This window comes from Agromyces sp. S2-1-8 (assembly GCF_021129215.1).
Taxonomy (GTDB): Bacteria; Actinomycetota; Actinomycetes; order Actinomycetales; family Microbacteriaceae; genus Agromyces; species Agromyces chromiiresistens.
This window is the reverse complement of record NZ_JAJOLP010000001.1, coordinates 3,445,187-3,469,035: the sequence shown is the minus strand read 5'-3', so window position 1 is coordinate 3,469,035 and position 23,849 is coordinate 3,445,187. Positions and strand designations below refer to the sequence as shown.

The window sequence follows — 23,849 nt, the reverse complement described above, 5'->3', positions numbered from 1 at the left end:
CCGAAGGCGGATGCCTCGGCGGGAAGCTTCCCGCCGAGGCATCCGTCGTCTGCGCGAGGCGCCTACTTCACCTGCTCGCTGATGATCTGCATGATCGACGTGTCGGCGAGCGTCGTCGTGTCGCCGATCTGGCGGCCCTCGGCGAGGTCGCGCAGCAGGCGCCGCATGATCTTGCCCGAGCGCGTCTTCGGCAGCTCGTTCACGATGAACACCTGACGCGGGCGCGCGATGGCGCCGATCTGCGTGGCGACGTGCTTGCGGAGTTCCTCGGAGGCGGCGGCCGTGTCGGCCTGGGCGGCCTCGGCCTGGCTCTGCTTGAGGATGACGAACGCCACGACCGCCTGGCCCGTCGTCTCGTCGGTCGCGCCGACGACGGCCGCCTCGGCCGTCCACGGGTGGGCGACGAGCGACGACTCGATCTCGGCCGTCGAGAGCCGGTGCCCAGAGACGTTCATGACGTCGTCGACGCGGCCGAGCAGCCAGATGTCGCCGTCCTCATCGCGACGGGCGCCGTCGCCGGCGAAGTACTTGTCGCCGAACTTCTCCCAGTAGGTCTCCTTGAAGCGCTCGGGGTCGCCCCAGATGCCGCGCAGCATCGACGGCCACGGCTCGGTGATGACGAGGAGCCCGCCGTCCTCGCCCTCGACGGGGGTGCCGTCGTCGCTCAGGATGTCGATCGAGATGCCGGGAATGGGCACCTGCGCGGAGCCGGGCTTCAGGTCGGTGATGCCGGGCAGTGCCGAGATCATGATCGCGCCGGTCTCGGTCTGCCACCACGTGTCGACCACGGGGATCGAGCCGCCGCCGATGACGTGGCGGTACCAGATCCAGGCCTCGGGGTTGATCGGCTCGCCCACCGAGCCGAGCAGGCGGAGCGACCGCAGGTTGAACTGGTGCGGGATCTGCCGGCCGAGCTTCATGAAGGAGCGGATCGCGGTCGGCGCCGTGTACAGGATCGAGACCTTGTACTTCTCGACGATCTCCCACCAGCGGCCGGGGTGCGGCGTGTCGGGGGTGCCCTCGTAGAGCACCTGCGTCGCCGCATTGGCGAGCGGGCCGTACACGACGTACGAGTGGCCGGTGATCCAGCCCACGTCGGCGGTGCACCAGTAGACGTCGGTCTCGGGGTGGAGGTCGAAGACGTTCTTGTGCGTGAACGCCGCCTGGGTCAGGTAACCGCCGCTCGAGTGCACGACGCCCTTCGGCTTTCCGGTGGTGCCCGAGGTGTAGAGGATGAAGAGCGGGTGCTCGGCGCCGAACGCCTTCGGAGCGTGTTCGCCTGAGGCCCCGGCGACCGTGTCGTGCCACCACACGTCGCGGCCGGCCTCGACGCCGACCTCGTTGCCCGTGCGCTTCACGACGAGCACCTTCTCGACCGAGCCGGCGGACTTCGAGATCGCCTCGTCGACCGTGGGCTTCAGCGGGAAGACCCGGCCCTTGCGGTACCCGCCGTCGGCGGTGATGACGAGCTTGGCCTCGGCGTCGTCGATGCGGGAGGCGAGGCTGTCGGAGCTGAAGCCGCCGAACACGACCGAGTGGATCGCGCCGATGCGCGCGACCGCGAGCATCGAGACGACCGCCTCGGGGATCATCGGCAGGTAGATGGCGACCCGATCGCCCTCGCCGACGCCGAGCCCCTCGAGCACGTTCGCCGCACGCTTGACCTCGTCGGTCAGCTCGGCGTAGGTGATGTCGCGGCTGTCACCGGGCTCGCCCTCGAAGTGGATGGCGACGCGGTCGCCGAGGCCGGCCTCGACATGCCGGTCGAGGCAGTTGACGGCGACGTTGAGCTCACCGTCGTCGAACCACTTCGCGAACGGCGGGTTCGACCAGTCGAGGGTGCGGGTGAACGGCTTCTCCCAGGTGAGCAGCTCACGGGCCCGGTCGGCCCAGAAGCCGACGCGGTCGGCCTTCGCTGCTTCGTAGAGTCCGTCGTCGGCGACGGCTTGGGCGGCGAACTCGGGGCTCGGACGGAAGCGCCTGATCTCCTCGAGTGCGTGATCGATCTGAACGGTCATGGTTCTCCGGTCGCTCCTTCGCGATCTGTTTCATCGGTTGGGTCGCCTGCCCCACCCAGCACACTACCCCGCGCCCGAGACCGTGTTGCGCGCGTGCAGAAACACATCGTGCGATTGCTCTTCCGCGCGGCTTTCGGAGGCGCTACTGTGCCTTTGCGCAGAGATTTCTGAGTGTCCGCACAAATGAGGACAAAAAATGCTTGCGCATTGTTTCTGAGGCCGTACACTGAGTACCGCCCGAACACTCGTTTCGAGGCCTGCAGCACCTGCGATTCCCCCCAATCCTTGTGCTGCCGAGGCGGCACCTGTTCCCCCCAATGGGTGCCGCCCCCTTCTTTTAAGGCACCGCCCCTGCTGAGCCAGCGTTCGGCGGAGCCCGGCGAGTCCTCCTCCACAGCGTCGTGGGGGAGGACTCTCTCCACATCCGGCCGACGGGATGCCTCGCGGCCGGCCCGGCTTCGTACGCTCGCCGCATGAGCCTCCCATTCGTCGCGACGCCGTCGTGGCGTGCGCATGCCCCGACGGCAGGGGCCGTTCGCGTCGACGGCGGCGCGCGCCGAGATGCGCGCGGGTCGAGCGGCACGTACGACGGCGCCGGCGGGTTCGGTGCGCCCGTCGTCGGCGAGGCCTCCGGCGACCACCCGTCGCCCCGAACCCTGCTCGGCGGGTCGATCGCCACGCCGGCCGAGCACCGGCCGTTCGTGCCGACACCGCCCGACGGTCCGCCGGGCGGGTCGACGGACGCCGATCCGATCGACCTGTCCGAGCTCGGCCCGCTCGAACCGTTCGCGGCCGACGGCCCCGTCACCGATCTGTTCCTCAACGGCGCCGCAGGCCTGTGGGTCGACCGCGGCGGGGGCGCCGATCGTGAACCCGCCTGGGCCGCCGACGAAGCGGAGGTGCGGGCGCTCGCCGTGCGCCTGATCGCGCGCGGCGGCCGGCACGTCGACGAGGCGACGCCGGCGGTCGACGTCCGGCTCGGCCGCGGCATCCGCGTGCACGTCGTGCTGCCCCCGGTCTCGACCGCGGGCACCCTCGTCTCGGTGCGCATCCCGCGGGCTGCCGGGCGGTCGCTCGACGACCTCGCGGCGGGCGGAATGCTCGACGAGGCGCAGCGCGCACGGCTCGCGACCGCGGTGGCCCGCCGAGAGAACCTGCTGATCACGGGGGCCGGCGGCACCGGCAAGACCACGTTGCTCGCGGCACTGCTGAGCGAGGCGCCCGAGCGCGAGCGCATCGTCGTCATCGAGGACGTCGCCGAACTGCAGCTCGCCCACCCGCATGCGGTCGCACTGGAGGCCCGCCAGCCGAACCTCGAGGGGACGGGACGCATCGGGCTCGACTCGCTGCTTCGCGAAGCGCTGCGGATGCGGCCCGACCGGCTCGTGGTCGGCGAGTGCCGGGGCGCCGAGCTGCGGGAGCTGCTCGCCGCGCTGAACACCGGCCACGACGGCGGCGCGGGCACGCTGCACGCCAACTCGCTCGTCGACGTGCCCGCCCGGCTCGAGGCGCTGGGGGCGACCGCGGGGCTCACGGCCGAGGCCGTCGCGCGCCAGACCGCGAGCGCCTTCGACCTCGTGCTGCACCTCGAGCGCATCGACGGCCGGCGCCGTCTCGCGCAAGTGGGGCGGTTCGTGGTCGACGGCGACCGGCTCGGAATCGAGGCGCAATGAGCGCCCGGCTGCGACGTCGGCGACGTGCCGACCCGGGTGCGGAGGTCGATGCGATCGCCGGCGTCACCGAACGCCTCGCCGTGCTGCTCGCGGCCGGCGTTCCCGCCGCCAACGCCTGGCGCTACGTGTCGATCGGTCCACGGGCGGAGCCCGCCCCGGGTCGCGCCGGCCGAGAACGGCACGCTCACGTCGACGAGCCGGTCGAGCCGTCGCCCGATGAGTGCATTCTCGCGGCCGCCGCGGCGGCGGCTGCTGCGGGCGACGACGTCGTCGAGGCGATCGAGCGGGCACGAGCGGAGCAGCCGGGCGCCGCACCGACCTGGGCGGTGCTGGCGGCCGCATGGTCGGTGGCCGCCGAGGCGGGTGCCCCGCTCGCCGCGAGCCTCAGGTCGCTCGCCCTCGTGCTCCGCGACGAGGCGCAGTTGCGACGCGACGTCGGCACCGCCCTCGCCGGACCGGCGGCCAGTGCCCGGCTCGTCTCGGCGCTGCCGGTGGTCGCGCTCGGCTTCGGCTCATTGCTCGGGTTCGACACCGTGGGCGTGCTGGTCGGCAACCCGCTCGGCCTCGCGTGCCTCGCACTCGGCGTCCTCTTCCTCTGGGCGGGGGCGCGGTGGAACCGCCGCCTCGCGCGATCGGCCTCGGTCTCGCGCGCCGATGCCGGTCTCGAGCTCGAACTGCTGGCGATCGCGATGTCGAGCGGTGCCTCGGTCGACCGATCGCGCGACCTCGCACGTCGCGCGATGCGACGTCACCTGTCGCTCGGTGGCGGCGACAACGCGGTCGATGGGGTCGTCGAGCTCGCGGCACGGGCCGGAGCGCCCGTCGCCGAACTGCTGCGTGCCGAGGCGTTCCGGGTGCGCCGCGCGGCCCGCACCGAGGGCGAGTCGAGAGCGGCGGCACTCGGGGTGCGCCTCATGCTGCCGCTCGGGCTCTGCGTGCTGCCCGCGTTCGTCCTGCTCGGGGTCGCGCCGCTCATGATCTCCGTCGTCACCGGCACCCTCGGCGGTGCGATGTGACGGCCCCTGCCTCGTGCCGCTCATCCGCCGGGCAACCGGCGCAATCGAAGGGAACACCGACATGCAGAACCGATCCACCGAGGCGATCGACGTCGTCGACGCGAGCGCCGACGGTTCGACGACCGCCGGATCCGACGCCCGGCACCGGGCGTCGGTCCGGCGATTCGTCCGCCGCATCGCGGGCGAGCGCGGTGCGGCGACCGCCGAGTACGCCGTCGCCACGATGGCCGCCGTCGGCTTCGCCGGGCTCCTCGTCGTCATCCTGCGCGGTGACGAGGTGCGCGGCATCCTCACCGATCTCGTGCGGAATGCGCTCACGGTCGGCTGATCGCGAGCGCGGCAGCGTGACGGCGGAATTCGCCGTCGCGCTGCCGGCGATCGCGCTGGTGCTCGCGGCATGCCTCGGAGCGGTGCAGCTCGCGGCGCAGCAGGTGCGGCTCACCGACGCGGCGGCCGACGCGGCCCGCGCGCTCGGTCGCGGCGAAGACGCAGGGCGGGCGCGCACGATCGCCTCGCATGTCGCGGGCGACGTGGCGATCGAGGTGTCGCACGACGGCGACATCGTCTGCGCCCTGCTCAGCAGCTCGGGCGCGGGACTGCTCGCCGCCGTGCGGCTCGAAGCCCGCTCGTGCGCGCTGGGCGGTGGACTGTGAGGTGCGACGTAGATCGCGTCCGCGAAACCGACACCGGCACCGACACCGGCGACGACGTCGCCGACCGCTCACGCGATGACCGGGGTGCGGCGACGGTCGTCGCGGTCGGTCTCGTCGGCGCGATCGTGCTCGTGGCGTCGCTCGTCGTGCCCCTCCTCGGTGCGTTCATCACATCGCAGCGCGCAGCGAACGCCGCAGACGCCGCGGCGCTGGCCGCAGCCGACGCATCGGCCGGGATCGTCGCAGGCGTGCCCTGCGAACTCGCGGCCGAACTCGCCGCCCGCAACGGTGCGAGCCTCACCGCCTGCGCACTCGACGGGCCGGTGGCGGAGGTCTCGGTGAACGCGAGCGTCCTCGGCCTCGTCATCTCGGCGAGGGCGCGGGCCGGCCCGCCGGGGTGGGTGGGCTGACTCCGGGGCTCAGTCGAAGACGGTCTCGATGAACCGGTAGTCGACCGCCGAGGGGCGATCGTCGCCCGGGGTCTCGAACTCGAGCCCGGCCGCGCGCGAGTAGATGTAGCGCTTGCCGGCGTCGGCGTTGAGCTCGAGCCGCGGCTTGGGGTCGCCCGTGTCGAGGAAGCCCGTCGCGACGGTCTTGCCCTCGAGCGGTCCGTCGATCAGCTTGGCCGTGTACGAGCCGTGAGATGACGTGTCCATGCGGCCATTCTCCTCCGCCGGGTGCGAACCGCAAGAGGGCGCGGCGAGTGGGCGCGAGAGGTTTCGACGCGGTGGAGTGGGCGTACTCCCGGTGGGAATGTGTATCGTGTGGCTGTCGGCGGAGCGTACCGCCGATCACGGCACACCGCTCGGGGGCGCGGCATTCGAAGTGCGTTCTCGTCTCAAGTGGAACAAAGAGGAGTCTGGTGTCAGGCGCGAAGAAACTGGTCATCGTTGAGTCGCCGACCAAGATGAAGTCCATCGCCCAATACCTGGGCGAGGGTTACGAGGTGCTGTCGTCGGTCGGCCACATCCGTGACCTGATCGAGCCGAAGAACCTGCCCGCCGAGCTCAAGAAGGGCCCGCTCGGCAAGTTCTCGGTCGACGTCGACAACGGCTTCGAGCCGTACTACGTCGTCTCCGACTCCAAGAAGAAGACGGTCGCCGAACTCAAGCGCGCGCTCAAGGGCGCCGACGAACTCCTGCTCGCCACCGATGAGGACCGCGAGGGCGAGGCCATCGCGTGGCACCTGCTGCAGGAGCTCAAGCCCAAGGTGCCGGTGCGCCGAATGGTCTTCCACGAGATCACGAAGGACGCGATCCAGAAGGCGAAGGACAACACCCGAGAGCTCGACACCGCGCTCGTCGATGCGCAGGAGACCCGGCGCATCCTCGACCGCCTGTACGGCTACGAGGTGTCGCCCGTGCTCTGGCGCAAGGTCGGTCCCGGCCTCTCGGCCGGCCGCGTGCAGTCGGCCGCGACCCGCCTCGTCGTCGACCGCGAGCGCGAACGGCTCGCCTTCGTCGCCGCGGGCTACTGGGACCTCGTCGGCACGTTCGCCACGGATGCCCCCGGCAGCGCGTTCGAGGCGAAGCTCGTCCGTGTCGGCGGCGAGCGCATCGCCACCGGTCGCGACTTCGACGACGCCGGAAGGCTCACGTCCAAGGCCGTCGTCATCGACGAGCCGACCGCTCAGACGCTCGCCTCCGCCCTTCGCGACGACGCCGTCGCCCGTCGCGTCTCGAAGCTCGAGACGAAGCCGTACTCGCGCCGGCCCGCCGCTCCCTTCACGACCTCGACCCTCCAGCAGGAGGCCGCGCGAAAGCTCCGGCTCTCGGCGAAGGACACGATGCGGGTGGCGCAGTCGCTGTACGAGAACGGCTACATCACCTATATGCGCACCGACTCGAACTCGCTCTCGCAGCAGGCGATCTCGGCCGCGCGGACGCAGGCGACCGCGCTCTACGGCGCCGACTCGGTGCCCGACAAGCCGCGTGTCTACGCCGGCAAGTCGAAGAACGCGCAGGAGGCCCACGAGGCGATCCGCCCCTCGGGCGAGGTGTTCCGCACGCCGGCGTCGCTCCAGGGCGCGCTGCGCGGGCGGGAGTTCGACCTCTACGACCTCATCTGGAAGCGCACGGTCGCCTCCCAGATGGCCGACGCCAAGGGACAGACGGCGACCGTCACGATCGAGGTCGGGCCGACGGCCGCCTCGGCGACGTCGCCGGCAGCGACCACGACGAAGATCGGCGGCACCATCGCCGAGTTCACCGCGAGCGGCACCGTCATCACCTTCCGCGGCTTCCTCGCCGCCTACGAAGAGGGTCGCGACGAAGAGCGCAATCGCGACGACGCCTCAGGCGATGCCAAGCTGCCGCAGCTCGCCGAGGGCCAGGAACTGTCGCTCGACGAGCTCGAGGCCAAGGGGCACGAGACGAGCCCGCCGCCGCGCTACACCGAGGCGAGCCTCGTCAAGCGCCTCGAGGAGCTCGGCATCGGCCGCCCCTCGACGTTCGCCTCGATCATCTCGACCATCCTCGATCGCGGGTACGTCACGCAGCGCGGTCAGGCGCTGGTGCCGAGCTGGATCGCGTTCTCGGTCGTGCGACTGCTCGAGGAGCACTTCGGCGACCTGGTCGAGTACGACTTCACCGCCGAGATGGAGGACGACCTCGACCACATCGCCGCGGGCGAAGCCGATCGCGTCGACTGGCTGTCGAGCTTCTACTTCGGATCCGACAAGCACCGCGGACTGCGACAGGTCGTCGACAACCTCGGCGACATCGACGCCCGCGAGATCAACTCCGTCGTGATCGCGCCCGACATCACGCTGCGCATCGGCAAGTACGGCCCGTACCTCGAGGCGGTCGACGCCGATGCGGCCGCCGACGCCACGCCCCGCCGTGTGAACCTGCCCGAGGGGCTCGCCCCCGACGAACTGACCGAGGCGAAGGCGCGCGAACTCATCGAGGCGCCCGTGCAGAGCGACCGCGTGCTCGGTGCGAACCCAGACAACGGCAAGCAGGTCGTCGTGAAGGACGGCCGCTTCGGGCCGTACGTCACCGAGCTCGAGCCCGAGCCGGTCGCCGAGGCGGCCGAGGCGACCGTCGATCCCGCGACGGGCGAGGTCGTCGAAGCGCCGAAGGCCAAGCGCGCCCCGAAGAAGGCGGCGGCTCCCAAGCCGCGGACGGCGTCACTGTTCAAGAGCATGCACATCGAGGAGATCGACCTCGAGACCGCGTTGAAGCTGCTCGACCTGCCCCGCGTGGTCGGCCTCGATCCCGAGTCGGGCGTCGAGATCACCGCGCAGAACGGCCGGTACGGCCCTTACCTCAAGAAGGACGCCGACACCCGCACGCTGCCGAGCGAGGACGCGATCTTCGACATCGACCTCGCCGGTGCGCTCGAACTCTTCGCACAGCCGAAGTACGGCGCCCGACGCGCCTCCAGCGCCCTCAAGGAGTTCGACAACGACCCCGTGAGCGGGAAGCCGATCAAGGTGAAGGACGGTCGGTTCGGCCCGTACGTGACCGACGGCACGACGAACGCGACGATCCCGCGCGCCGAGTCGGTCGAGGACATCACCTTCGAACGTGCGGTCGAGCTGCTGCAGATCAAGCGCGACAAGGGCCCGGCGGCACCGCGCAAGAAGGCACCCGCGAAGAAGCCCGCGGCGAAGAAGACGGCGTCCAAGAAGTGAGCGCGCCCGGCCTGTTCATCACCCTCGAGGGGGGCGACGGCTCGGGCAAGACGACGCAGGCCGAGCTGCTGCGCGAGTGGCTCGCGCACGACGGGCGCACCGTCGTGCGCACGCGAGAGCCCGGTGGCACCGCGGTCGGCGTCGAGGTCCGCGAGATCGTGCTGCACCACCGCGGCGACATCGCGCCTCGGGCCGAGGCGCTGCTCTACGCCGCCGACCGCGCCCATCACATCGCCACCGTCGTGCGGCCCGCGCTCGAGCGCGGCGAGGTCGTCATCCAGGATCGGTACATCGACTCGTCCGTCGCCTACCAGGGCGCGGGCCGGGTGCTCGACCCCGAAGCCGTTCGGGGCATCTCGGAGTGGGCGACCGAGGGGCTCATGCCCGACCTCACGATCCTGCTCGACCTCGACGCGACGGCCGCGCGCGGTCGCCTCGACGAGGCGCGCACGCGGTACGACCGGCTCGAAGCCGAGGCATCCGAGTTCCACGATCGGGTGCGCGCCGCCTACCTCGCGCTCGCCGAGGCCGACCCCGCGCGCTTCCTCGTCGTCGACGCGTCGAAGCCGGTCGACGTGATCGCGGAGGCCGTCCGCGAACGGGTCGCCGCGCTGCTGAGTGCCCGCTGAGTCCGCCGTCGGCGGCGGAAGGTAGCGTGGATCCCGTGAGCGTGTGGAGCGAGCTGACCGGCCAGGACGCGGCGATCGCCGTGTTCCGAGCGGCCGCGGAGGCCGCCGGCGCCCGACCCGAGGCATCCGCCCCGACGCGCGGCGTCGACGACGATGCGGCGACGGCCCCGACGGCAGGCCCGTCGCAGCAGATGACCCACTCGTGGCTCATCACAGGCCCCCCGGGCTCCGGCCGGTCGAACCTCGCCTACGCCTTCGCGACGGCGCTCATCTCGGGTGCGCCCGACGGCGACGAGGCGACGCGGATCCAGGTCGACGCGCGAAGCCATCCCGACCTGCACGTGCTCGCGACCGAGGGCGTCATCATCAAGCGCGACGACGTGCGCGACATCGTCAAGCGTTCGCACTACGCGCCGTCGATCGGGCGGCACCGCGTCATCATCGTCGAAGACGCCGACCGCATGACCGAGCACACGTCGAACTTCCTGCTGAAAGAGCTCGAGGAGCCGCCGGAGCGCACGGTATGGATCCTGTGCGCGCCGAGCGAGGCCGACCTCATCCCGACGATCCGGTCGCGCGTGCGCTCCGTGCGGCTGCAGGTGCCCAGCGTCACCGACGTCGCGGCCCTGCTCGTGCGTCGCGACGGCGTCGACGCCGGGCTCGCCGAGCGCGCTGCTCGCGAGGCGCAGAGCCACATCGGCATGGCGCACCGCCTCGCGACCGACCACGATGCGCGCGCCCGGCGCTCCGAGACCCTCGAGCTCGCGCTCGACGTGAAGTCGACGGCCGGCGCGGTGATGACCGCCGCGCGGTTCCTCGAGATCGCCGGCGACGACGCGAAGGCGATCACCGAGCTGCGCGACGCCGAAGAGCGCGAGCACGCGCTGCACTCGCTCGGCATCGCGCCGGGGCAGGCCGTGCCGCCCGCGCTCCGTCCGCAGTTGAAGGCCCTCGAAGACGATCAGAAGCGTCGGGCGACCCGCAGCCTGCGCGACGGCATCGACCGCATCCTCGTCGATCTCTCCTCGCTCTACCGCGACATCCTGCTGATCCAGCTCGGCGCCGACGTCGAGCTCGTCAACCGCGAACTCCTGCCGAGGCTCGAGCACGCCGCCGAACAGGCGTCGCCCGCGGGCACGCTCGCCACGCTCGACGCGATCCAGACCGCGCGTACCCGCATCGAGGGCAACGTCCAGCCCGCGCTCGCGCTCGAGGCCATGCTGGTCTCGGCCGTGCGCCCCCCAGAGACCCGAAGGGCCGCATGACCGACACGACCATCAGCACGTCGGGCCGCGGCGCCCGGTTCCCGAACATGCGGATGCCTCGTGGCCGGCGTGGCGCGGCCATCGCCGCCGCCCTCGTCGCGGTGCTGGCGCTGACGGGGTGCATGCCCTCGCTCCTCGAGCGGCCGCAGCCCGTCTCGACGCCGACCGGAGAGCACGTCCCGGCCGAGCTCGAGCCGTTCTACACGCAGGTGCTCGAGTGGGAGCGCTGCGGCGACGGGCTCGGCTGCGCGACCGCGAAGGCGCCGCTCGACTGGAGCGACCCGTCGGCGGGCGAGATCGACCTCGCCCTCGTGCGGCGGGTCGCGAGCGGCGACCGGCTGGGCTCGCTGCTCGTGAACCCCGGCGGGCCGGGCGGCTCCGGTTACGACTTCGTGCACGACTCGCTCGACTACGCCGTCGGGCAGCCGCTCCAGGAGCGCTTCGACATCGTCGGGTTCGACCCGCGCGGAGTCGGGCGGTCGACCCCGGTGACGTGCTACGAGCCCGCCCAGATGGACGAGTACCTCTACGGCGTGCAGCCGGCCGAGCGGGGCAGCGACGAGTGGATCGCCGCGGTGGGCGACGCGAACGCCGACTTCGGCGAAGCCTGCGCCGAGAACACCGGCGACCTGCTCGCGAACGTCGACACGGTGAGCGCGGCGCGCGACCTCGACCTGCTGCGGGCGGTGCTCGGCGACGAGAAGCTCAACTACCTCGGGTACTCGTACGGCACGTTCCTCGGGGCGACCTATGCCGACCTGTACCCCGAGAAGGTCGGCCGGCTCGTGCTCGACGGGGCACTCGACCCGTCGTCGAGCGACTACGAGGTGTCGAAGGCGCAGGCGGTCGGGTTCGAGGGCGCGTTCGACGCCTACCTCGAGGACTGCCTCGTACGCGACGGCTGCCCGTTCGACGGCACCCTCGACGAGGCCCGCGATCAGGTCGGGCGCCTCGTCGCCTCGGTCGACGCCAGTCCGTTGCGGGGCAGCGACGGTCGCACCGTGGGCGCCGACACGCTCGTCACCGCGATCATCTACCCGCTCTACAGCCCCGACATGTGGGGGTACCTCGACGACCTGTTCGACGCGACGATGTTCGGCGACGGCGACCCTGCGCTCGCCTATGCCGATGCGTACAACGGGCGCGACCCCGACGGCACCTACCTCGACAACTCGACCGAGGCGTTCCGTTCGATCAACTGCCTCGACTACCCGTCGCAGTCCGATGTCGCGGTGATGCGCGAGCGGGCGGCCGAGATCGCCGACGCGGCGCCGACCTTCGGACCGTACATGGGCTTCGGCGACCTGTCCTGCGGAAACTGGCCGCACGAGGCGAAGCGAGAACCCGCCCAACTGCACGCCGAGGGCGCCGATCCCATCTTGGTCGTCGGCACGACCGGCGACCCGGCGACGCCGTACGAGTGGGCCGTCTCGCTCGCCGACCAGCTCGACTCCGGCGTGCTCGTCAGTTATGACGGCGAAGGGCACACGGCCTACAACAAGTCGAACGCCTGCGTCGACGACGCGGTCGAGTCGTACTTCATCGACGGCACCGTGCCCTCGAGCGATCCGAAGTGCTGAGCGGTTCGACGCGTCGGCGAACGCGCCGTCGCCCGGCCCGAGGCATACGCGTCGCCGAACGCCGAGCGTGGTCATTCGCACCCCGGAGCATCCGCTAGTATTGTCTCTCGTGCCACGCGGTGCGCTTCGCGCGACGCGGGTCACGCCGCCTTAGCTCAGTCGGCAGAGCGTCTCACTCGTAATGAGAAGGTCGTGGGTTCGATTCCCACAGGCGGCTCCATTCGAAGGCCCCGGTTCGCCGGGGCCTTCGGCGTTTCGCGGGGTGTGCGCGAGCGCGGACGCCGAGGTCGGCGCGCACGCCTCGCAGACGTCGGCGCCCACGTCGGGGATGGGGCGTCGCGCACGATGGGCCCGGTTTCACCGGGCCCATCGCGCTCTCCCGCGGGAGGCAGCGGGAGTGTCGTCAGCCGAGCGCCGGCTTCACGAGCGTCGCGTAGTTCGCGTACCCGGTCGAGTTCGGGTGGAACGCCGCTGTCGTGTTGAACCAGCTGAAGCTGTTGATCCATGGTGAGGAGCTGCCGATGCCGTGCCCCGCGAAGGCGGCCTCGACGTCGACGAAGCCCGCGCCGTTGGCGACCGCGGTCGCCTCCAGCACGTCGTTCAGCAAGACGGTGTCGGCGTTGACGCGGGCGGCGTACGCGTAGCTCGACGGCTCGTTGAAGAGCTTCGGGTACCCGGCGAGCACGATCTTGCCGTCGGCGGCGAGCCGCGGCTTGATCTGGGCGATGACGCTCGCGACCCGGGCGGCGATGGTGCCGTCGGCGACCTTGCCCTCCGCCGCGGTGAGCTGCGACTGGCAGGTGCTGTTCGAGATGAGCACGAAGCAGTTCTGCATGATGCTCGAGAACCCGAGGTCGTTTCCGCCGACGGTCAGCGTCACGCGCTTCGTGCCGGCCGGGATCGCGGCGATCTGCCCGGCGGCCACCTCGATCGTCGAGGCGCCCGAGCACGCGGGGAACGCGGTGAGCTTGAGCTTGCGCTCCGCATCGAGGCGCCTCGGGTAGCTGTTGCTGCTGCGATAGCAGGTCGTGTCGAGGTAGCTGCCGCCGCCCTGGCCCGCGGCGAACGAGTCCCCGAGCGCCGCATACGTGAGCTCGGCCGTCGTGCCGCCGCCCCCGGGCTTGCCGCCGCCCTTCGCCGCGAACGCGGGCGACGCGCCCGCCAGCGCGAGCGCGGCGACGACGACCGCAGCTGCTGCGGCGGCGAAGTTCCGGCGGGCGTTCATGATGCCGACTCCAGGTACGCGCTGTGCAGGAGTTCCGCGTAGGCGTCGTAGCCCGCCGCGTTCGGATGGAGGAACGTGACCGGGTCGGCCGGGTCTGCACCGATCCAGGCCGCTGGGCCCGAAGCGGCCCCGTGCCCGGCGAACGCCTCGGCGACCGGCACGAACGAGACGGGCGCACCGCTCGCGGCGGCACCCGTCGCCGCTCCGCCGACGAATCCGTTGAGTGCGATCACGGCCTGGTCGATCGCGGTCGGGAAGCCCGGGACCGCGAGGTCGAAGGGGACCGGATAGCCGGTGACGAGGATCTGCGCACGTGGCGCGCGTTCGTGCGCCGCGGCGATGAGCGCCGCCATCCGGGGGCCGATGACGCCCGAGGCGAGCACCTGCTGCGCCGCGCCGTAGGCGGCCGCGCACGCGGGCGTCTGCGGGTCCGGCACGCACGCGGCGTAGACGGCTCCGATCTCGAGGTCGCCGGCGCCGGCGGTGATGGTGACGAGCGTCGTGCCCTGGTTGAGCTGGCCGAGCTGTTGCTCGACGACATCGGTGATCGAGGCGCCGCTGCAGCCGGCGTTGCGCAACAGGTTGATCCGGGGCTGGTCGTCGAGCAGGTTCGCGTAGCCCGCGCCGGTGCGCAGGCACGAATCGAGTGGGACACCCGCGCCCTGCCCTGCGGCGATGGAATCGCCGAGGGCGACGTACTTCGCGATCGGGAGCGCCGGGGGTGCCGCCTGCGAGGGCGACGCGAATCCCATCGGGATCGCGAGGAGGGCGGAGGCGATCAGGGCGGCGAGGATGCCGCGTCGATTCGGCCGGGGGGAAGGCGCGTTCATGGACCAACGCTAGGCGCGAAGGTGAGCATTCCGCATCTCCCAGATCAGGGGGTGCGCAACGTGCCCGCATCCTCGCGCCCGCCGTTTCGCGATGTCGCTCGAACACCCGGTCGGCGGACGTGCCGTCGCGGCAATAGTGTTGAGCGCATGACCGAACCTCTGCGCTGGGGCATTCTCGCGACGGGCGGCATCGCCCGCATGTTCACGAACGATCTGCGCCGCCACGGCTTCGACGTGCGGGCCGTGGGCTCGCGCTCCGAGGCATCCGCCGCTCGATTCGCCGACGAGTTCGAGATCGAACGCGTGCACGACAGCTACGAATCGCTCGTGAACGACTCCGAGGTCGACGTGGTGTACGTCGCGACCCCGCACCCCATGCACGCCGAGAACGCGGTGCGCGCGCTCGAGGCGGGCAAGCACGTGCTCGTCGAGAAGGCGTTCACGCTCAACGAGGGCGAGGCGCGTCGCATCGCCGACGCCGCCGAGGCGAACGGCCGAGTCGCGCTCGAGGCGATGTGGACGAGGTACCTGCCGCACATGGTGCGGATCCGCGAGCTCATCGAGGCGGGCGTGCTCGGCGAGGTCCGCGGCCTCATCGCCGACCACACGCAGCTGCTCTCCGAGGACCCGCTGCACCGGCTGAACGCGCTGGAACTGGGCGGCGGCGCGCTGCTCGACCTCGGCATCTATCCGATCTCCTTCGCGTGGGACCTGTTCGGCGAGCCCGCCGAGATCACGGCGACGGCGACGTTCAAGCCGACCGGCGCCGACGCACAGGTGTCGGCCGTCTTCGGGTACGAGGGCGGGCGCATGGCGTCGACGTTCTCGGCCTCGAACACGCAGGGACCGAACACCGCCGTCGTGCTCGGCTCGGAGGCCCGGATCGACATCGACACGGTCTGGTACTCGCCGACGACCTTCCGGGTGGTGCGCGCCGACGGCGAGGTCATCGAGGAGTACGTCTCGCAGGTCGATGGGCGCGGCATGCAGTACCAGGCCGCGGCGCTCGAACGCTGCGTCGCCGAGGGCCGCCTCGACGGCGGCGACATCCTGCCGACGCGCGAGAGCGTCGCGATCATGGGCACGCTCGACCGCATCCGCACCCAGATCGGGCTCGTGTACCCGGGGGAGTGAGCCGACCCCGCACGCGGCCCTCGGTGACGGAGCCGCGCCACGGTCGGGGATCTCCCTGAGTCGACCCCGAATCATCCGTGCGGAGGATGGCGCCCTGGCGCGGGGCCCCGCTAGGCTCCCGAGCAGGCCGCCCTGCCGGCGCACCGGGCCCCCGACCGGTCGACGCGATGCGAGGCCACGCACCGCCCACCGACCCGAAGGAGTTCCCGTGCCCGCTCGCCGACCCGTCGCCGGCCTCATCGCCGCCTCGGCAGCCGTCCTCATGCTCGCCGCCTGCACCGCAGGTCCCGCCGGAGGCGGAGGAGGCGAGCTCTCATACGAGGACAGCCCCCTCACGAAGTACCTCGAGGCGGTCAACGGCGAATGGACCGAGGAACGCGCGATCGCGGACGCGAAGAAGACCGAGGAGCTCAAGGCCGAGTGCATGGCCGGGGAGGGATTCGAGTACGTGCCCGTCGACCAGTCGCAGGGCATGTCGATCATGGGCGAAGACGAGATGGCCGAACGCGAGACCGAGGAGTGGGTCGCGTCCAATGGCTGGGGCATGGTCCAGACCCAGGAGGAGATGGAGCAGCAGCAGGAGGAGGCCGAGGAGTTCGTCGACCCGAACCAGCCGTACGTCGAGACGCTCTCGCCCAGCGAGCAGGAGGCCTACTGGGCGACGCTCTACGGCGTGCCGCCGAGCGAGGAGGAGATCGGCGAGGACGGCTCCTACGAGTACAAGTGGGAGGAAGCGGGCTGCGAGGGCGCCGCCCAGCATGAGATCAACGGCGACAACTACTGGGAGGACGAGCAGTTCGCCGACCTCAACGAGGCGATGGGCAAGCTGTGGGAGAGCACCGCGAAGCAGCCCGACATGATCGCGCTCGACGAGAAGTGGGCCGAGTGCATGGCCGACGCCGAGTATCCCGACTTCACGACGCGCAGCGACGCGCAGAACTCGATCATGGAGGCCCAGAACGCCCTCTACGAGGTCGGCGACGACGGCCAGACGTACGAGGAGCCGAGCGCCGAGACGCTCGCCGAGCTCAAGCAGCAGGAGATCGACGTCGCACTCGCCGACTTCCGCTGCGCGGAGAAGCTCGACTACCAGGACAAGCAGCTCGCCGCGCAGTTCGCACTCGAGGAGCAGTTCATCGAGGACCACGAGGCCGAGCTCGAGGAGCTCGTGGCCGCGTACGGCAAGGGCGAGGAGTGACCGACCGCGACGGGGTCGCCGGCGACGGCTTCGACGCGATCATCGACCCCGAGACATCGCGCGCCGAACTCCTGACGGAGGCCGAATACGGGCTCGAGATCGAACCCGCATCCGCCGAACCCGCACCGACCGAAGACCCGGCCGCCGACCCCGCCGTGCAGGGCTGGCGGCGGGTGCTGCGCGGCAACCGCGTGCTGTGGGTGCTCGCCGCCGTGGCGGTGGTCTCGCTCGCGGCCGGTGTGGGGCTGAGCTTCGTCATCGTGTCGCCGGGGCAAGCCGCCGCCGACGCCGCGGCGCCCGACGCCGGACCGATCACGGTGCCTGTCGAGTCGCGCACGCTCTCGAACGACGTGACGATCCGCGGTGACGCGGCGTTCGCCGACTCGGTCGAGGTGAAGCTCGAGACGGGTGAGCTCGGGGGACCCGCGGTCGTCACCGGGCGCGTGCCCGAAGTCGGTGCGACGCTCGGGCCGGCGTCGGTCGCGCTCGAGGTCACGGGCCGGCCGGTGATCGTGCTTCCGGGTGAACTGCCCGCATACCGGACGCTCAGGGCCGGGCTCTCGGGCCCCGACGTGATCCAGCTGAAGCAATCGCTGCGGGCGATCGGCCTCGACCCGGGCGACGTCGCCTCGAACGTGTTCGACTCCGCGACCGCCGACGCCGTCGCAGCGCTCTACGAACGGGTCGGCTACCCGCTGCCCGAGGCGCCCGAGGGCACCGACGATGCGGTGCGCGCCGCGCGCGACGGCGTGACCGCAGCCGAGGACCAGGTCTCCTCCGCGGAGCGCGCGCTCGCCGAGGCGGGCGGAGGCCCCAGTGCCGTCGAACGCGTGCAGCTCGACAACGCCGTTCGCTCGGCCGAGCGGGCGCTCGCCGCCGCGAAGGCGTCGGGTGATGCGAACGCCGTCGCGGAGGCCGAGGACGCGCTGAAGCTCGCTCGGGTCGAGCGCGACGCCGCGCTCGCGCCGCGCGACACCGCGGCCGAGCGCGCAGCGCTCGAGTCCGCCCGGGCGCAGCTCGGCGACGCGCAGGAACTCCTCGCCGAGGCCGAGACCGGCACGCTCGCCTTCCTGCCGGTGAGCGAGGTGCTCTACCTCGACGAGCTGCCCCGGCGGGTCGACGAGGTCATGGTCGAGCGCGGCTCGATCGTCGAGAGCGCGGCCATGCTCGTCTCGGGCGCGACCCTCGCGATCGAGGCATCGGCGGCCGAGAGCGACGCCGAGCTCCTGAAGGTCGGCGATGTCGCGACGCTCGCGGTTCCCGATGGATCCGAGCTGCAGGCGACGATCACCTCGGTCGCGCCGCGCGAGGCCGCGGGCGGCGACGCCGCCGAGTCGGGCCCGCGCTACGACGTCGTGCTCGCGCCCGTGAAGCCGACCGACGCGCAGGTGCAGGCCCTGCGCGGTCAGAACGTACGGGTCAAGATCTCGATCGGCGCGACCGACGGCGAGGTCCTCGCGGTGCCGCTCGCGGCGCTCACGGCCGGCCCCGGCGGCGAGTCGCGGGTCGAGGTGCTCGTCGACGGTGACGGTGCCCCGAGCTCCGGCGCCGACGCCGAGACCCGTCTCGTCGAGGTCGAGACGGGCCTCGCCGCCGAGGGGTTCGTCGAGGTGGTGGGCGATCTCGAGGAGGGAGACCTCGTCGTGGTGGGCGAATGAGCGACCGCATGCGGACGAGCCCGGCCCCCGTCGTCGAGCTCGTCGACGTCACGCGCTCGTTTCCCGGTCCGCCCGAGGTTCAGGCGCTCAAGGCCGTGAACCTCACGATCGGGCGCGGCGACTACCTCTCGATCGTCGGCCCGAGCGGCTCGGGCAAGTCGACCCTGCTCAACGTGCTCGGCCTCCTGGACCGCCCGACCGTCGGCGAGTACCGGCTCGGCGGCGTGCTCACCGGCACGCTCGACGAGGAGGCGCGCGCGGGGCTCCGCGCCCGCACGATCGGGTTCGTGTTCCAGGCGTTCCACCTGCTGCCGCGTCGCACGGTGCTCGACAACGTGCTGCTGGCGACGCTCTACAGCGGGGTGCCGAGGGCCGATCGGATGCCTCGGGCGCGCGCCGCTCTCGAGCGGGTCGGCCTCGCGCATCGGGCCGACTTCCTGCCGACGACCCTCTCGGGCGGCGAGCGTCAGCGCGTGGCCGTGGCTCGCGCAGTCATGGCTGCGCCGGAGATGATCCTCGCCGACGAGCCGACGGGCAACCTCGACGAGCGCACCTCGGGCGAGGTCATGGACCTCTTCGAGGAACTCAACGCGGACGGGCTCACGCTCGTCGTCATCACGCACGACCAGCAGGTCGCGGGTCGGGCGGGGCGAAGCATCCGCATCGCCGACGGACGGGTGAGCGAGCTGTGAGACGACGATCGCTGCTGCGGCGGGGCGGCGATGCCGGCCGCACGAGAGCCGCAGCGCCCGCCGTCGCCGACGGCGCGCAGCCCGACGCGACCCCGCGGGCCGACCGATTCACCGCGCAGGACCTGCTCGTCGAGGTCAGCCACGGTATCGGCGGACACACGGGCCGGCTCGTGATGACGACGCTCGGCACGGTGCTCGGCATCGCGTCGCTCGTCGTGACGATCGGGTTCGCGCAGACCGCGGCGGGTCAGATCAGCCGGCAGTTCGACGCGGTCGCCGCAACGCAGGCGGTCGTCGAGCCGGGCACGACCGACTCGGCGAACGGCGAGGTCGCGACGACGATGCTGCCGTGGGACGCGCCGGATCGCGTCGAGCGGCTGAACGGGGTCGAACGGGCCGGGCTCATCGGCGAGGTGTCGATCGGCGAGGAGCGCATCACCGCGGTGCCGGTCAACGATCCGTCGGCGGCGGAGGCGCTGAGCCCAGCGCTCGTCGCCACCTCGCCCGGCCTGCTCGACGCGGTACGGGGCGACGTGACCGCGGGCAGGTACTTCGACGCCGGCCACGACGAACGAGGCGATCGCGTCGCCGTGCTCGGCTCGCGCGCGGCCGAGAAGCTCGGCATCAACCGGGTCGACCGTCAGCCGTCGATCTTCATCGGCGAGCGGGCCTACACGGTCATCGGCATCGTCGACGGCATGGAACGGCGCGTCGACCTGCTCGACTCGGTGATCGTGCCGCTCGGTGCTGCGCGCTCGGATTTCGGGCTGCCCAGCGCGAGCGAGCTGCAACTGCGCATCGCACCGGGCGCCGGATCGCTCGTCGCGAAGCAGGCGCCCGTCGCGCTCGACCCGAACGCACCCGAGAACTTCGACGTGCAGGCGCCGCGCAGCGGGTCGACGCTGCAGGAGAACGTGCAGGCCGACATCAACGTGGTGTTCCTGATCCTCGGCGTCATCGCACTGCTCGCGGGCGGGCTCGGCATCGCGAACGTGACGCTGCTCTCGGTGTCGGAGCGCACCGGCGAGATCGGCCTGCGGCGCGCCCTCGGCGCGACCCGGCGGCAGATCGCCCGGCAGTTCATGGTCGAGTCGATCGTGATCGGCCTTCTCGGTGGGCTCATCGGCGCCGCCGTCGGCGTGTTCGCCGTCGTCGCGGTCGCGCTCGTACAGCAGTGGACGCCGATCGTCGACCTGCCCATGGTGCTCGGCGCGGCGCTGCTCGGCGCGGTCGTCGGTCTCGCCGCCGGCGCCTACCCCGCCCGCAAGGCCTCGCGCATCGAGCCGATCGCGGCGCTCCGCGCCGGCGTCTGAGCCGCGACCGTCCCTCAGGAACGTGACTGCGAAGCCGGCGCGGTCCCGCGCGCTTCCGGTCTTCGACGGCCGGTCGACCGCCACTCGTTCCTGAAACGGGATCGGGGGTGCGGCGCGTATGATGCCCGGGTGAACGACGAGACGGATGCCACGGGCGCGACGCCGCTCCCGGGTGACCCGCCGCGCGGGTCCGGTGACGAGCACTCGTTCGACGGAACGCCGTCGAGCGACGGTGCCGAGCGTGCCGACGACACGACCGATGCCGAAGGCACGACCGGTGCCGAAGACATGACCGGTGCCGAGCGTGCCGACGACACGACCGGTGCCGAGCACGCCGACGGCGACACCGGTGCCGACGAGGTCGACGCCGCGAGCGATGCGGGCACCGAGTCATCCTTCTTCGCCTTCGTGCGGAAGCACCGTGCACCGCTCGCCGTCGTCGGCGGCGTGGTCGCACTCGCGCTCGCCGGAACCGCCGCCCTGTTCGCGGGGTCGGCGACCGTCGCCGACCCGACCGCCGCGGCCGCGCCGACGCCGAGCGAGACCCCGACGCCGACGCCCGAGGCGAGGCCCGTGCCGACCGCTGCGCCGGTGAGCCGGATCCGCACCTGCTCGGTCGCCGACCGTGCGGCCGACGCGCGGCTCGCGAACCTGCAGGCGCAGGTGCTCAACGCGAGGACCGGCGAGGTGCTCTTCGACCGCGGGGGCGCGACCGCATCGCGCACGGCGAGCGTCATGAAGGTGCTCACCTCGGCCGCCGCGCTCTCGGTGCTCGGCCCCGACCACCGGGCGGCGACCACCGTGGTGAAGGGATCGGAGCCCGGCTCGGTCGTGCTCGTCGGCGGCGGCGACGTGACGCTCTCGCGCACGCCGTCGGGCGACGAGACCGCGTACCCGGGCGCCGCGCACCTCGACGAGCTCGCCGCGCAGGTGCAGGACGCGTGGGCGGCCGACCCCGCGAACCCGCCCATCACGAAGCTCGTCCTCGACGCGTCGTACTTCGGCGGCGACGAGTGGCAGCCGAGCTGGGACCTCGTCGAACGCGACGACGGATACATGTCGAACATCACCGCGCTGATGGTCGACGGCGACCGCGACGACCCGTACTCGAATACGTCGCGTCGCAGCGACGACCCGATCGGGCGCGCGGGCCAGGCCTTCGCCGACGAGCTCGGCGGCATCGCGACCATCGAGCGCGGCACGGCGCCCGCCGGCGCCCAGCAGCTCGGGCAGGTGCTCTCGCCGACCGTCGCCGAGCTCGTCGACAAGGCGCTCGTCGTCAGCGACAACACCGTCGCCGAGATGCTGGCCCGGCTCGTCGCGATCGAGACGGGATCGGGCAACACGTTCGCGGCGATCAACGCCGGCGTGCTCGAAGGCCTCGCCGGCTACGGCGTCGACACGGCCGGCATCGCGGTCGTCGACGGCTCGGGCCTCTCCGACGACAACGCCGTGCCACCCGCCTACCTCACGCGGCTCTTCGTGAAGATCAACGCCCGCGAGGGCCAGCTCGGCCATCTGCTCGATTCGCTGCCCGTCGCGGGCGAGCGCGGGTCGCTCGCCTACGACGACCGGTTCTGGGGCGACAACGCGGTGGCCGACGGGCGGGTCATCGCGAAGACCGGCTGGATCAACACGGGCTACACGCTCGCCGGCGTGATCCGCGCCGAGGACGGCACCGACCTCACCTTCGCGATCTACGCGCTCGGCGACGTCTCCGACGACGCGAAGACGGCGATCGACACCCTCGCCACCGGCTTCTACCTCTGCGGCGACAACCTCTCGAACCGGTAGCGGCGCCGGAGGGATCGTCGCCGGGGCTCCCGGTCGCGGCGCGACAGGGGGAGAATGGAGCCATGACACGGGCCCTGTTCATCATCGACGTGCAGAACGACTTCACGGAGGGCGGCGCACTCGGCGTCGACGGCGGGGCGGCCGTCGCCGCCGGCGTCAGCGAACTGCTCGCGAACCATCGCGACGCCTACTCGCTCGTCATCGCCTCGCGCGACTGGCACTCGAGCGACAACGACAACGGCGGCCACTTCGCGACCGACGCCGAGCCCGACTACGTCGACACCTGGCCGCCGCACTGCGTCGCGGGCACGCTGGGCGCCGAGTACCACCCGGCGCTCGCGGTCGACGAGATCGACGTGCACATCCGAAAGGGACAGGGTGTGCCGGCGTACTCGATCTACGAGGGCACCGACGACGCCGGCGAGAGCGTGAGCGAGGTGCTCGGGCGCCACGGCATCACCGATGTCGACGTCGTCGGCCTCGCCACCGACTACTGCGTGCGGGCGAGCGCGCTCGACGCGCTCGAGCACGGGCAGCACGTGCGCGTGCTCACCGATCTCGTCGCAGGCGTCGCACCCGAGTCCTCGATCGCGGCCCTCGCCGAGCTCGGCCACGCCGGCGCGGTCATCGAGACCTCGGCCGCGGTCGGGGCAGGCACCGCCGGAGAGGCCGGCGCCGAGGCATCCGGGTCTCCCGAATGATCGGTGCGACCGACCGGTCGCCCGCGCTCTACGCCGAGGGCGCCGACGGCGTGCTCATCGCGTACCGCGTGCACCGGGCGGCGACGACTCGGGACGACTCGGCGACGGCTGCGCTGCCACCGGTGCTGCTGGTGCACGGCTTCGCATCGACCGCTCGCGTCACGTGGGAGGGCACGGGCTGGGTGAAGGCGCTCAACGAAGCCGGACGCACGGCGGTCACGGTCGACCTGCGCGGACACGGCGAGAGCGACAAGCCGGTGGGCGACGACGACTACCGGCCCGAGCGGCTCGGGGCCGACCTCATCGCCGTGCTCGACACCGAGCGCATCGCGCGCGTCGACGCGGTCGGGTACTCGATGGGCAACCGGGTGATCTCGGCGCTCGCCGCACTCGCGCCCGAGCGGTTGCGCCGGGTCGTCGTCGGCGGTGCCGGACCGAACGAGTTGTTCGCGTCGTGGCGGCTCGACGAGGTGCGCGCGTTGCTGATCGACGGCGTGCCGACCGCGAACCCCGTGATCGAGCAGGTGCTCCGCCCCGCCATCGAGGCGGGAGCCGACCCCGAGGCGCTGCTCGCCGTCGTCGCCGGGGTGTCGGGCGCGCCGCTCGCGATCCCCGGCGACGTGCCGACGCTGTTCGTCGCGGGCGAGGCCGACCCGGTGCCGGCCGGAGCGCAGCAGCTCGCGCTCGACTGGGGTGCCGACTTCGTCTCGATCCCCGGGCGCGACCACGTGTCGACGCTGACCTCTCGGCTGTTCAAGGACGCGGCGATCGGGTTCTTGGCGGCTTCTGCAGGAGAAGTGCGCTGACGCGGCCCCGAGGGCGCCGTCGCGGAT

General features: G+C 71.9%; 20 protein-coding genes, 1 tRNA gene and 1 pseudogene. 18 read left to right on the top strand and 4 right to left on the bottom strand.

What is annotated here, in order from left to right; all coding sequences use genetic code 11:
- Positions 1-62: 62 nt before the first annotated feature.
- Positions 63-2,018 carry an acetate--CoA ligase gene (gene acs / locus LR269_RS15795; protein ID WP_231431707.1) on the bottom strand — a complete coding sequence of 652 codons (1,956 nt, stop codon included), beginning with the start codon at positions 2,016-2,018 and terminating at the stop codon, positions 63-65.
- A gap of 473 nt (positions 2,019-2,491) precedes the next feature.
- On the opposite strand from acs, the gene LR269_RS15790 reads away from it, so the two are divergent.
- The 5 genes from LR269_RS15790 (at position 2,492) to LR269_RS15770 (ending at position 5,770) form a co-directional block, all read left to right on the top strand.
- Positions 2,492-3,691, top strand: coding sequence for a TadA family conjugal transfer-associated ATPase (locus LR269_RS15790; RefSeq protein ID WP_231431706.1), 1,200 nt, complete (start codon positions 2,492-2,494; stop codon positions 3,689-3,691).
- On the top strand, positions 3,688-4,707 hold the full coding sequence (locus LR269_RS15785; protein ID WP_231431705.1) for a type II secretion system F family protein: 1,020 nt from the start codon (positions 3,688-3,690) through the stop codon (positions 4,705-4,707). The genes LR269_RS15790 and LR269_RS15785 overlap by 4 nt, the downstream gene beginning before the upstream one ends.
- Positions 4,708-4,792: 85 nt before the next feature.
- The gene (locus tag LR269_RS18830; protein ID WP_374201169.1) at positions 4,793-5,035 is read left to right on the top strand and encodes a DUF4244 domain-containing protein; all 243 of its coding nucleotides are present in this window, start codon (positions 4,793-4,795) and stop codon (positions 5,033-5,035) included.
- Between the two features lie 16 nt (positions 5,036-5,051).
- On the top strand, positions 5,052-5,360 hold the full coding sequence (locus LR269_RS15775) for a TadE family type IV pilus minor pilin (protein ID WP_231431704.1): 309 nt from the start codon (positions 5,052-5,054) through the stop codon (positions 5,358-5,360).
- Positions 5,357-5,770, top strand: coding sequence for an Rv3654c family TadE-like protein (locus tag LR269_RS15770; protein ID WP_231431703.1), 414 nt, complete (start codon positions 5,357-5,359; stop codon positions 5,768-5,770). The genes LR269_RS15775 and LR269_RS15770 overlap by 4 nt, the downstream gene beginning before the upstream one ends.
- A gap of 9 nt (positions 5,771-5,779) precedes the next feature.
- On the opposite strand, the gene LR269_RS15765 is transcribed toward LR269_RS15770, so the two are convergent.
- Positions 5,780-6,016 (bottom strand): hypothetical protein, encoded by a 237-nt coding sequence (locus LR269_RS15765; protein WP_231431702.1) that lies wholly within the window; start codon positions 6,014-6,016, stop codon positions 5,780-5,782.
- Positions 6,017-6,222: 206 nt separating this feature from the next.
- Between LR269_RS15765 and topA the strand changes: the two are divergent.
- The 5 genes and pseudogenes from topA to LR269_RS15740 form a co-directional block, all read left to right on the top strand.
- Positions 6,223-8,994 (top strand): annotated as a pseudogene (gene topA / locus LR269_RS15760) (type I DNA topoisomerase); the annotation flags it as partial.
- The gene (gene tmk, locus LR269_RS15755; protein WP_231431700.1) at positions 8,994-9,626 is read left to right on the top strand and encodes a dTMP kinase; all 633 of its coding nucleotides are present in this window, start codon (positions 8,994-8,996) and stop codon (positions 9,624-9,626) included. The pseudogene topA and the gene tmk, both read left to right, overlap by 1 nt.
- 35 nt (positions 9,627-9,661) lie before the next feature.
- Complete coding sequence (locus LR269_RS15750) at positions 9,662-10,891, top strand: DNA polymerase III subunit delta' (RefSeq protein ID WP_231431699.1); 1,230 nt, start codon at positions 9,662-9,664, stop codon at positions 10,889-10,891.
- Positions 10,888-12,471 (top strand): alpha/beta hydrolase, encoded by a 1,584-nt coding sequence (locus LR269_RS15745; protein ID WP_308191661.1) that lies wholly within the window; start codon positions 10,888-10,890, stop codon positions 12,469-12,471. Before LR269_RS15750 ends, LR269_RS15745 begins: the two co-directional genes overlap by 4 nt.
- 144 nt (positions 12,472-12,615) lie before the next feature.
- Positions 12,616-12,691, top strand: a tRNA-Thr gene (locus tag LR269_RS15740).
- 183 nt (positions 12,692-12,874) lie between these two features.
- On the opposite strand, the gene LR269_RS15735 is transcribed toward LR269_RS15740, so the two are convergent.
- Together LR269_RS15735 and LR269_RS15730 are read right to left on the bottom strand one after the other, a co-directional pair.
- Positions 12,875-13,696 (bottom strand): SGNH/GDSL hydrolase family protein, encoded by an 822-nt coding sequence (locus LR269_RS15735; RefSeq protein ID WP_231431698.1) that lies wholly within the window; start codon positions 13,694-13,696, stop codon positions 12,875-12,877.
- Positions 13,693-14,526, bottom strand: a complete 834-nt coding sequence (locus LR269_RS15730; protein WP_231431697.1) for an SGNH/GDSL hydrolase family protein — start codon at positions 14,524-14,526, stop codon at positions 13,693-13,695. The genes LR269_RS15735 and LR269_RS15730 overlap by 4 nt, the downstream gene beginning before the upstream one ends.
- A gap of 147 nt (positions 14,527-14,673) precedes the next feature.
- Here LR269_RS15730 and LR269_RS15725 point away from each other — a divergent pair, with 147 nt between their 5' ends.
- The 8 genes from LR269_RS15725 to LR269_RS15690 all read left to right on the top strand — a co-directional run bounded on the left by LR269_RS15725 (position 14,674) and on the right by LR269_RS15690 (position 23,822).
- The gene (locus LR269_RS15725; RefSeq protein WP_231431696.1) at positions 14,674-15,660 is read left to right on the top strand and encodes a Gfo/Idh/MocA family protein; all 987 of its coding nucleotides are present in this window, start codon (positions 14,674-14,676) and stop codon (positions 15,658-15,660) included.
- A 208-nt stretch (positions 15,661-15,868) separates the two neighbouring features.
- Complete coding sequence (locus LR269_RS15720) at positions 15,869-16,858, top strand: hypothetical protein (RefSeq protein WP_231431695.1); 990 nt, start codon at positions 15,869-15,871, stop codon at positions 16,856-16,858.
- Positions 16,855-18,516, top strand: a complete 1,662-nt coding sequence (locus tag LR269_RS15715) for a hypothetical protein (RefSeq protein WP_231431694.1) — start codon at positions 16,855-16,857, stop codon at positions 18,514-18,516. The genes LR269_RS15720 and LR269_RS15715 overlap by 4 nt, the downstream gene beginning before the upstream one ends.
- Positions 18,517-18,524: 8 nt before the next feature.
- Positions 18,525-19,208 carry an ABC transporter ATP-binding protein gene (locus LR269_RS15710; protein WP_231431693.1) on the top strand — a complete coding sequence of 228 codons (684 nt, stop codon included), beginning with the start codon at positions 18,525-18,527 and terminating at the stop codon, positions 19,206-19,208.
- Complete coding sequence (locus LR269_RS15705; RefSeq protein WP_374201138.1) at positions 19,205-20,521, top strand: ABC transporter permease; 1,317 nt, start codon at positions 19,205-19,207, stop codon at positions 20,519-20,521. Before LR269_RS15710 ends, LR269_RS15705 begins: the two co-directional genes overlap by 4 nt.
- A gap of 129 nt (positions 20,522-20,650) precedes the next feature.
- Positions 20,651-22,315: a D-alanyl-D-alanine carboxypeptidase gene (locus LR269_RS15700; protein ID WP_231431692.1), complete on the top strand. Its 1,665-nt coding sequence runs from the start codon at positions 20,651-20,653 to the stop codon at positions 22,313-22,315.
- A gap of 62 nt (positions 22,316-22,377) precedes the next feature.
- Positions 22,378-23,016, top strand: a complete 639-nt coding sequence (locus tag LR269_RS15695; protein ID WP_231431691.1) for an isochorismatase family protein — start codon at positions 22,378-22,380, stop codon at positions 23,014-23,016.
- Positions 23,013-23,822, top strand: a complete 810-nt coding sequence (locus LR269_RS15690; protein ID WP_231431690.1) for an alpha/beta fold hydrolase — start codon at positions 23,013-23,015, stop codon at positions 23,820-23,822. Before LR269_RS15695 ends, LR269_RS15690 begins: the two co-directional genes overlap by 4 nt.
- The last annotated feature ends 27 nt before the right edge of the window (positions 23,823-23,849 follow it).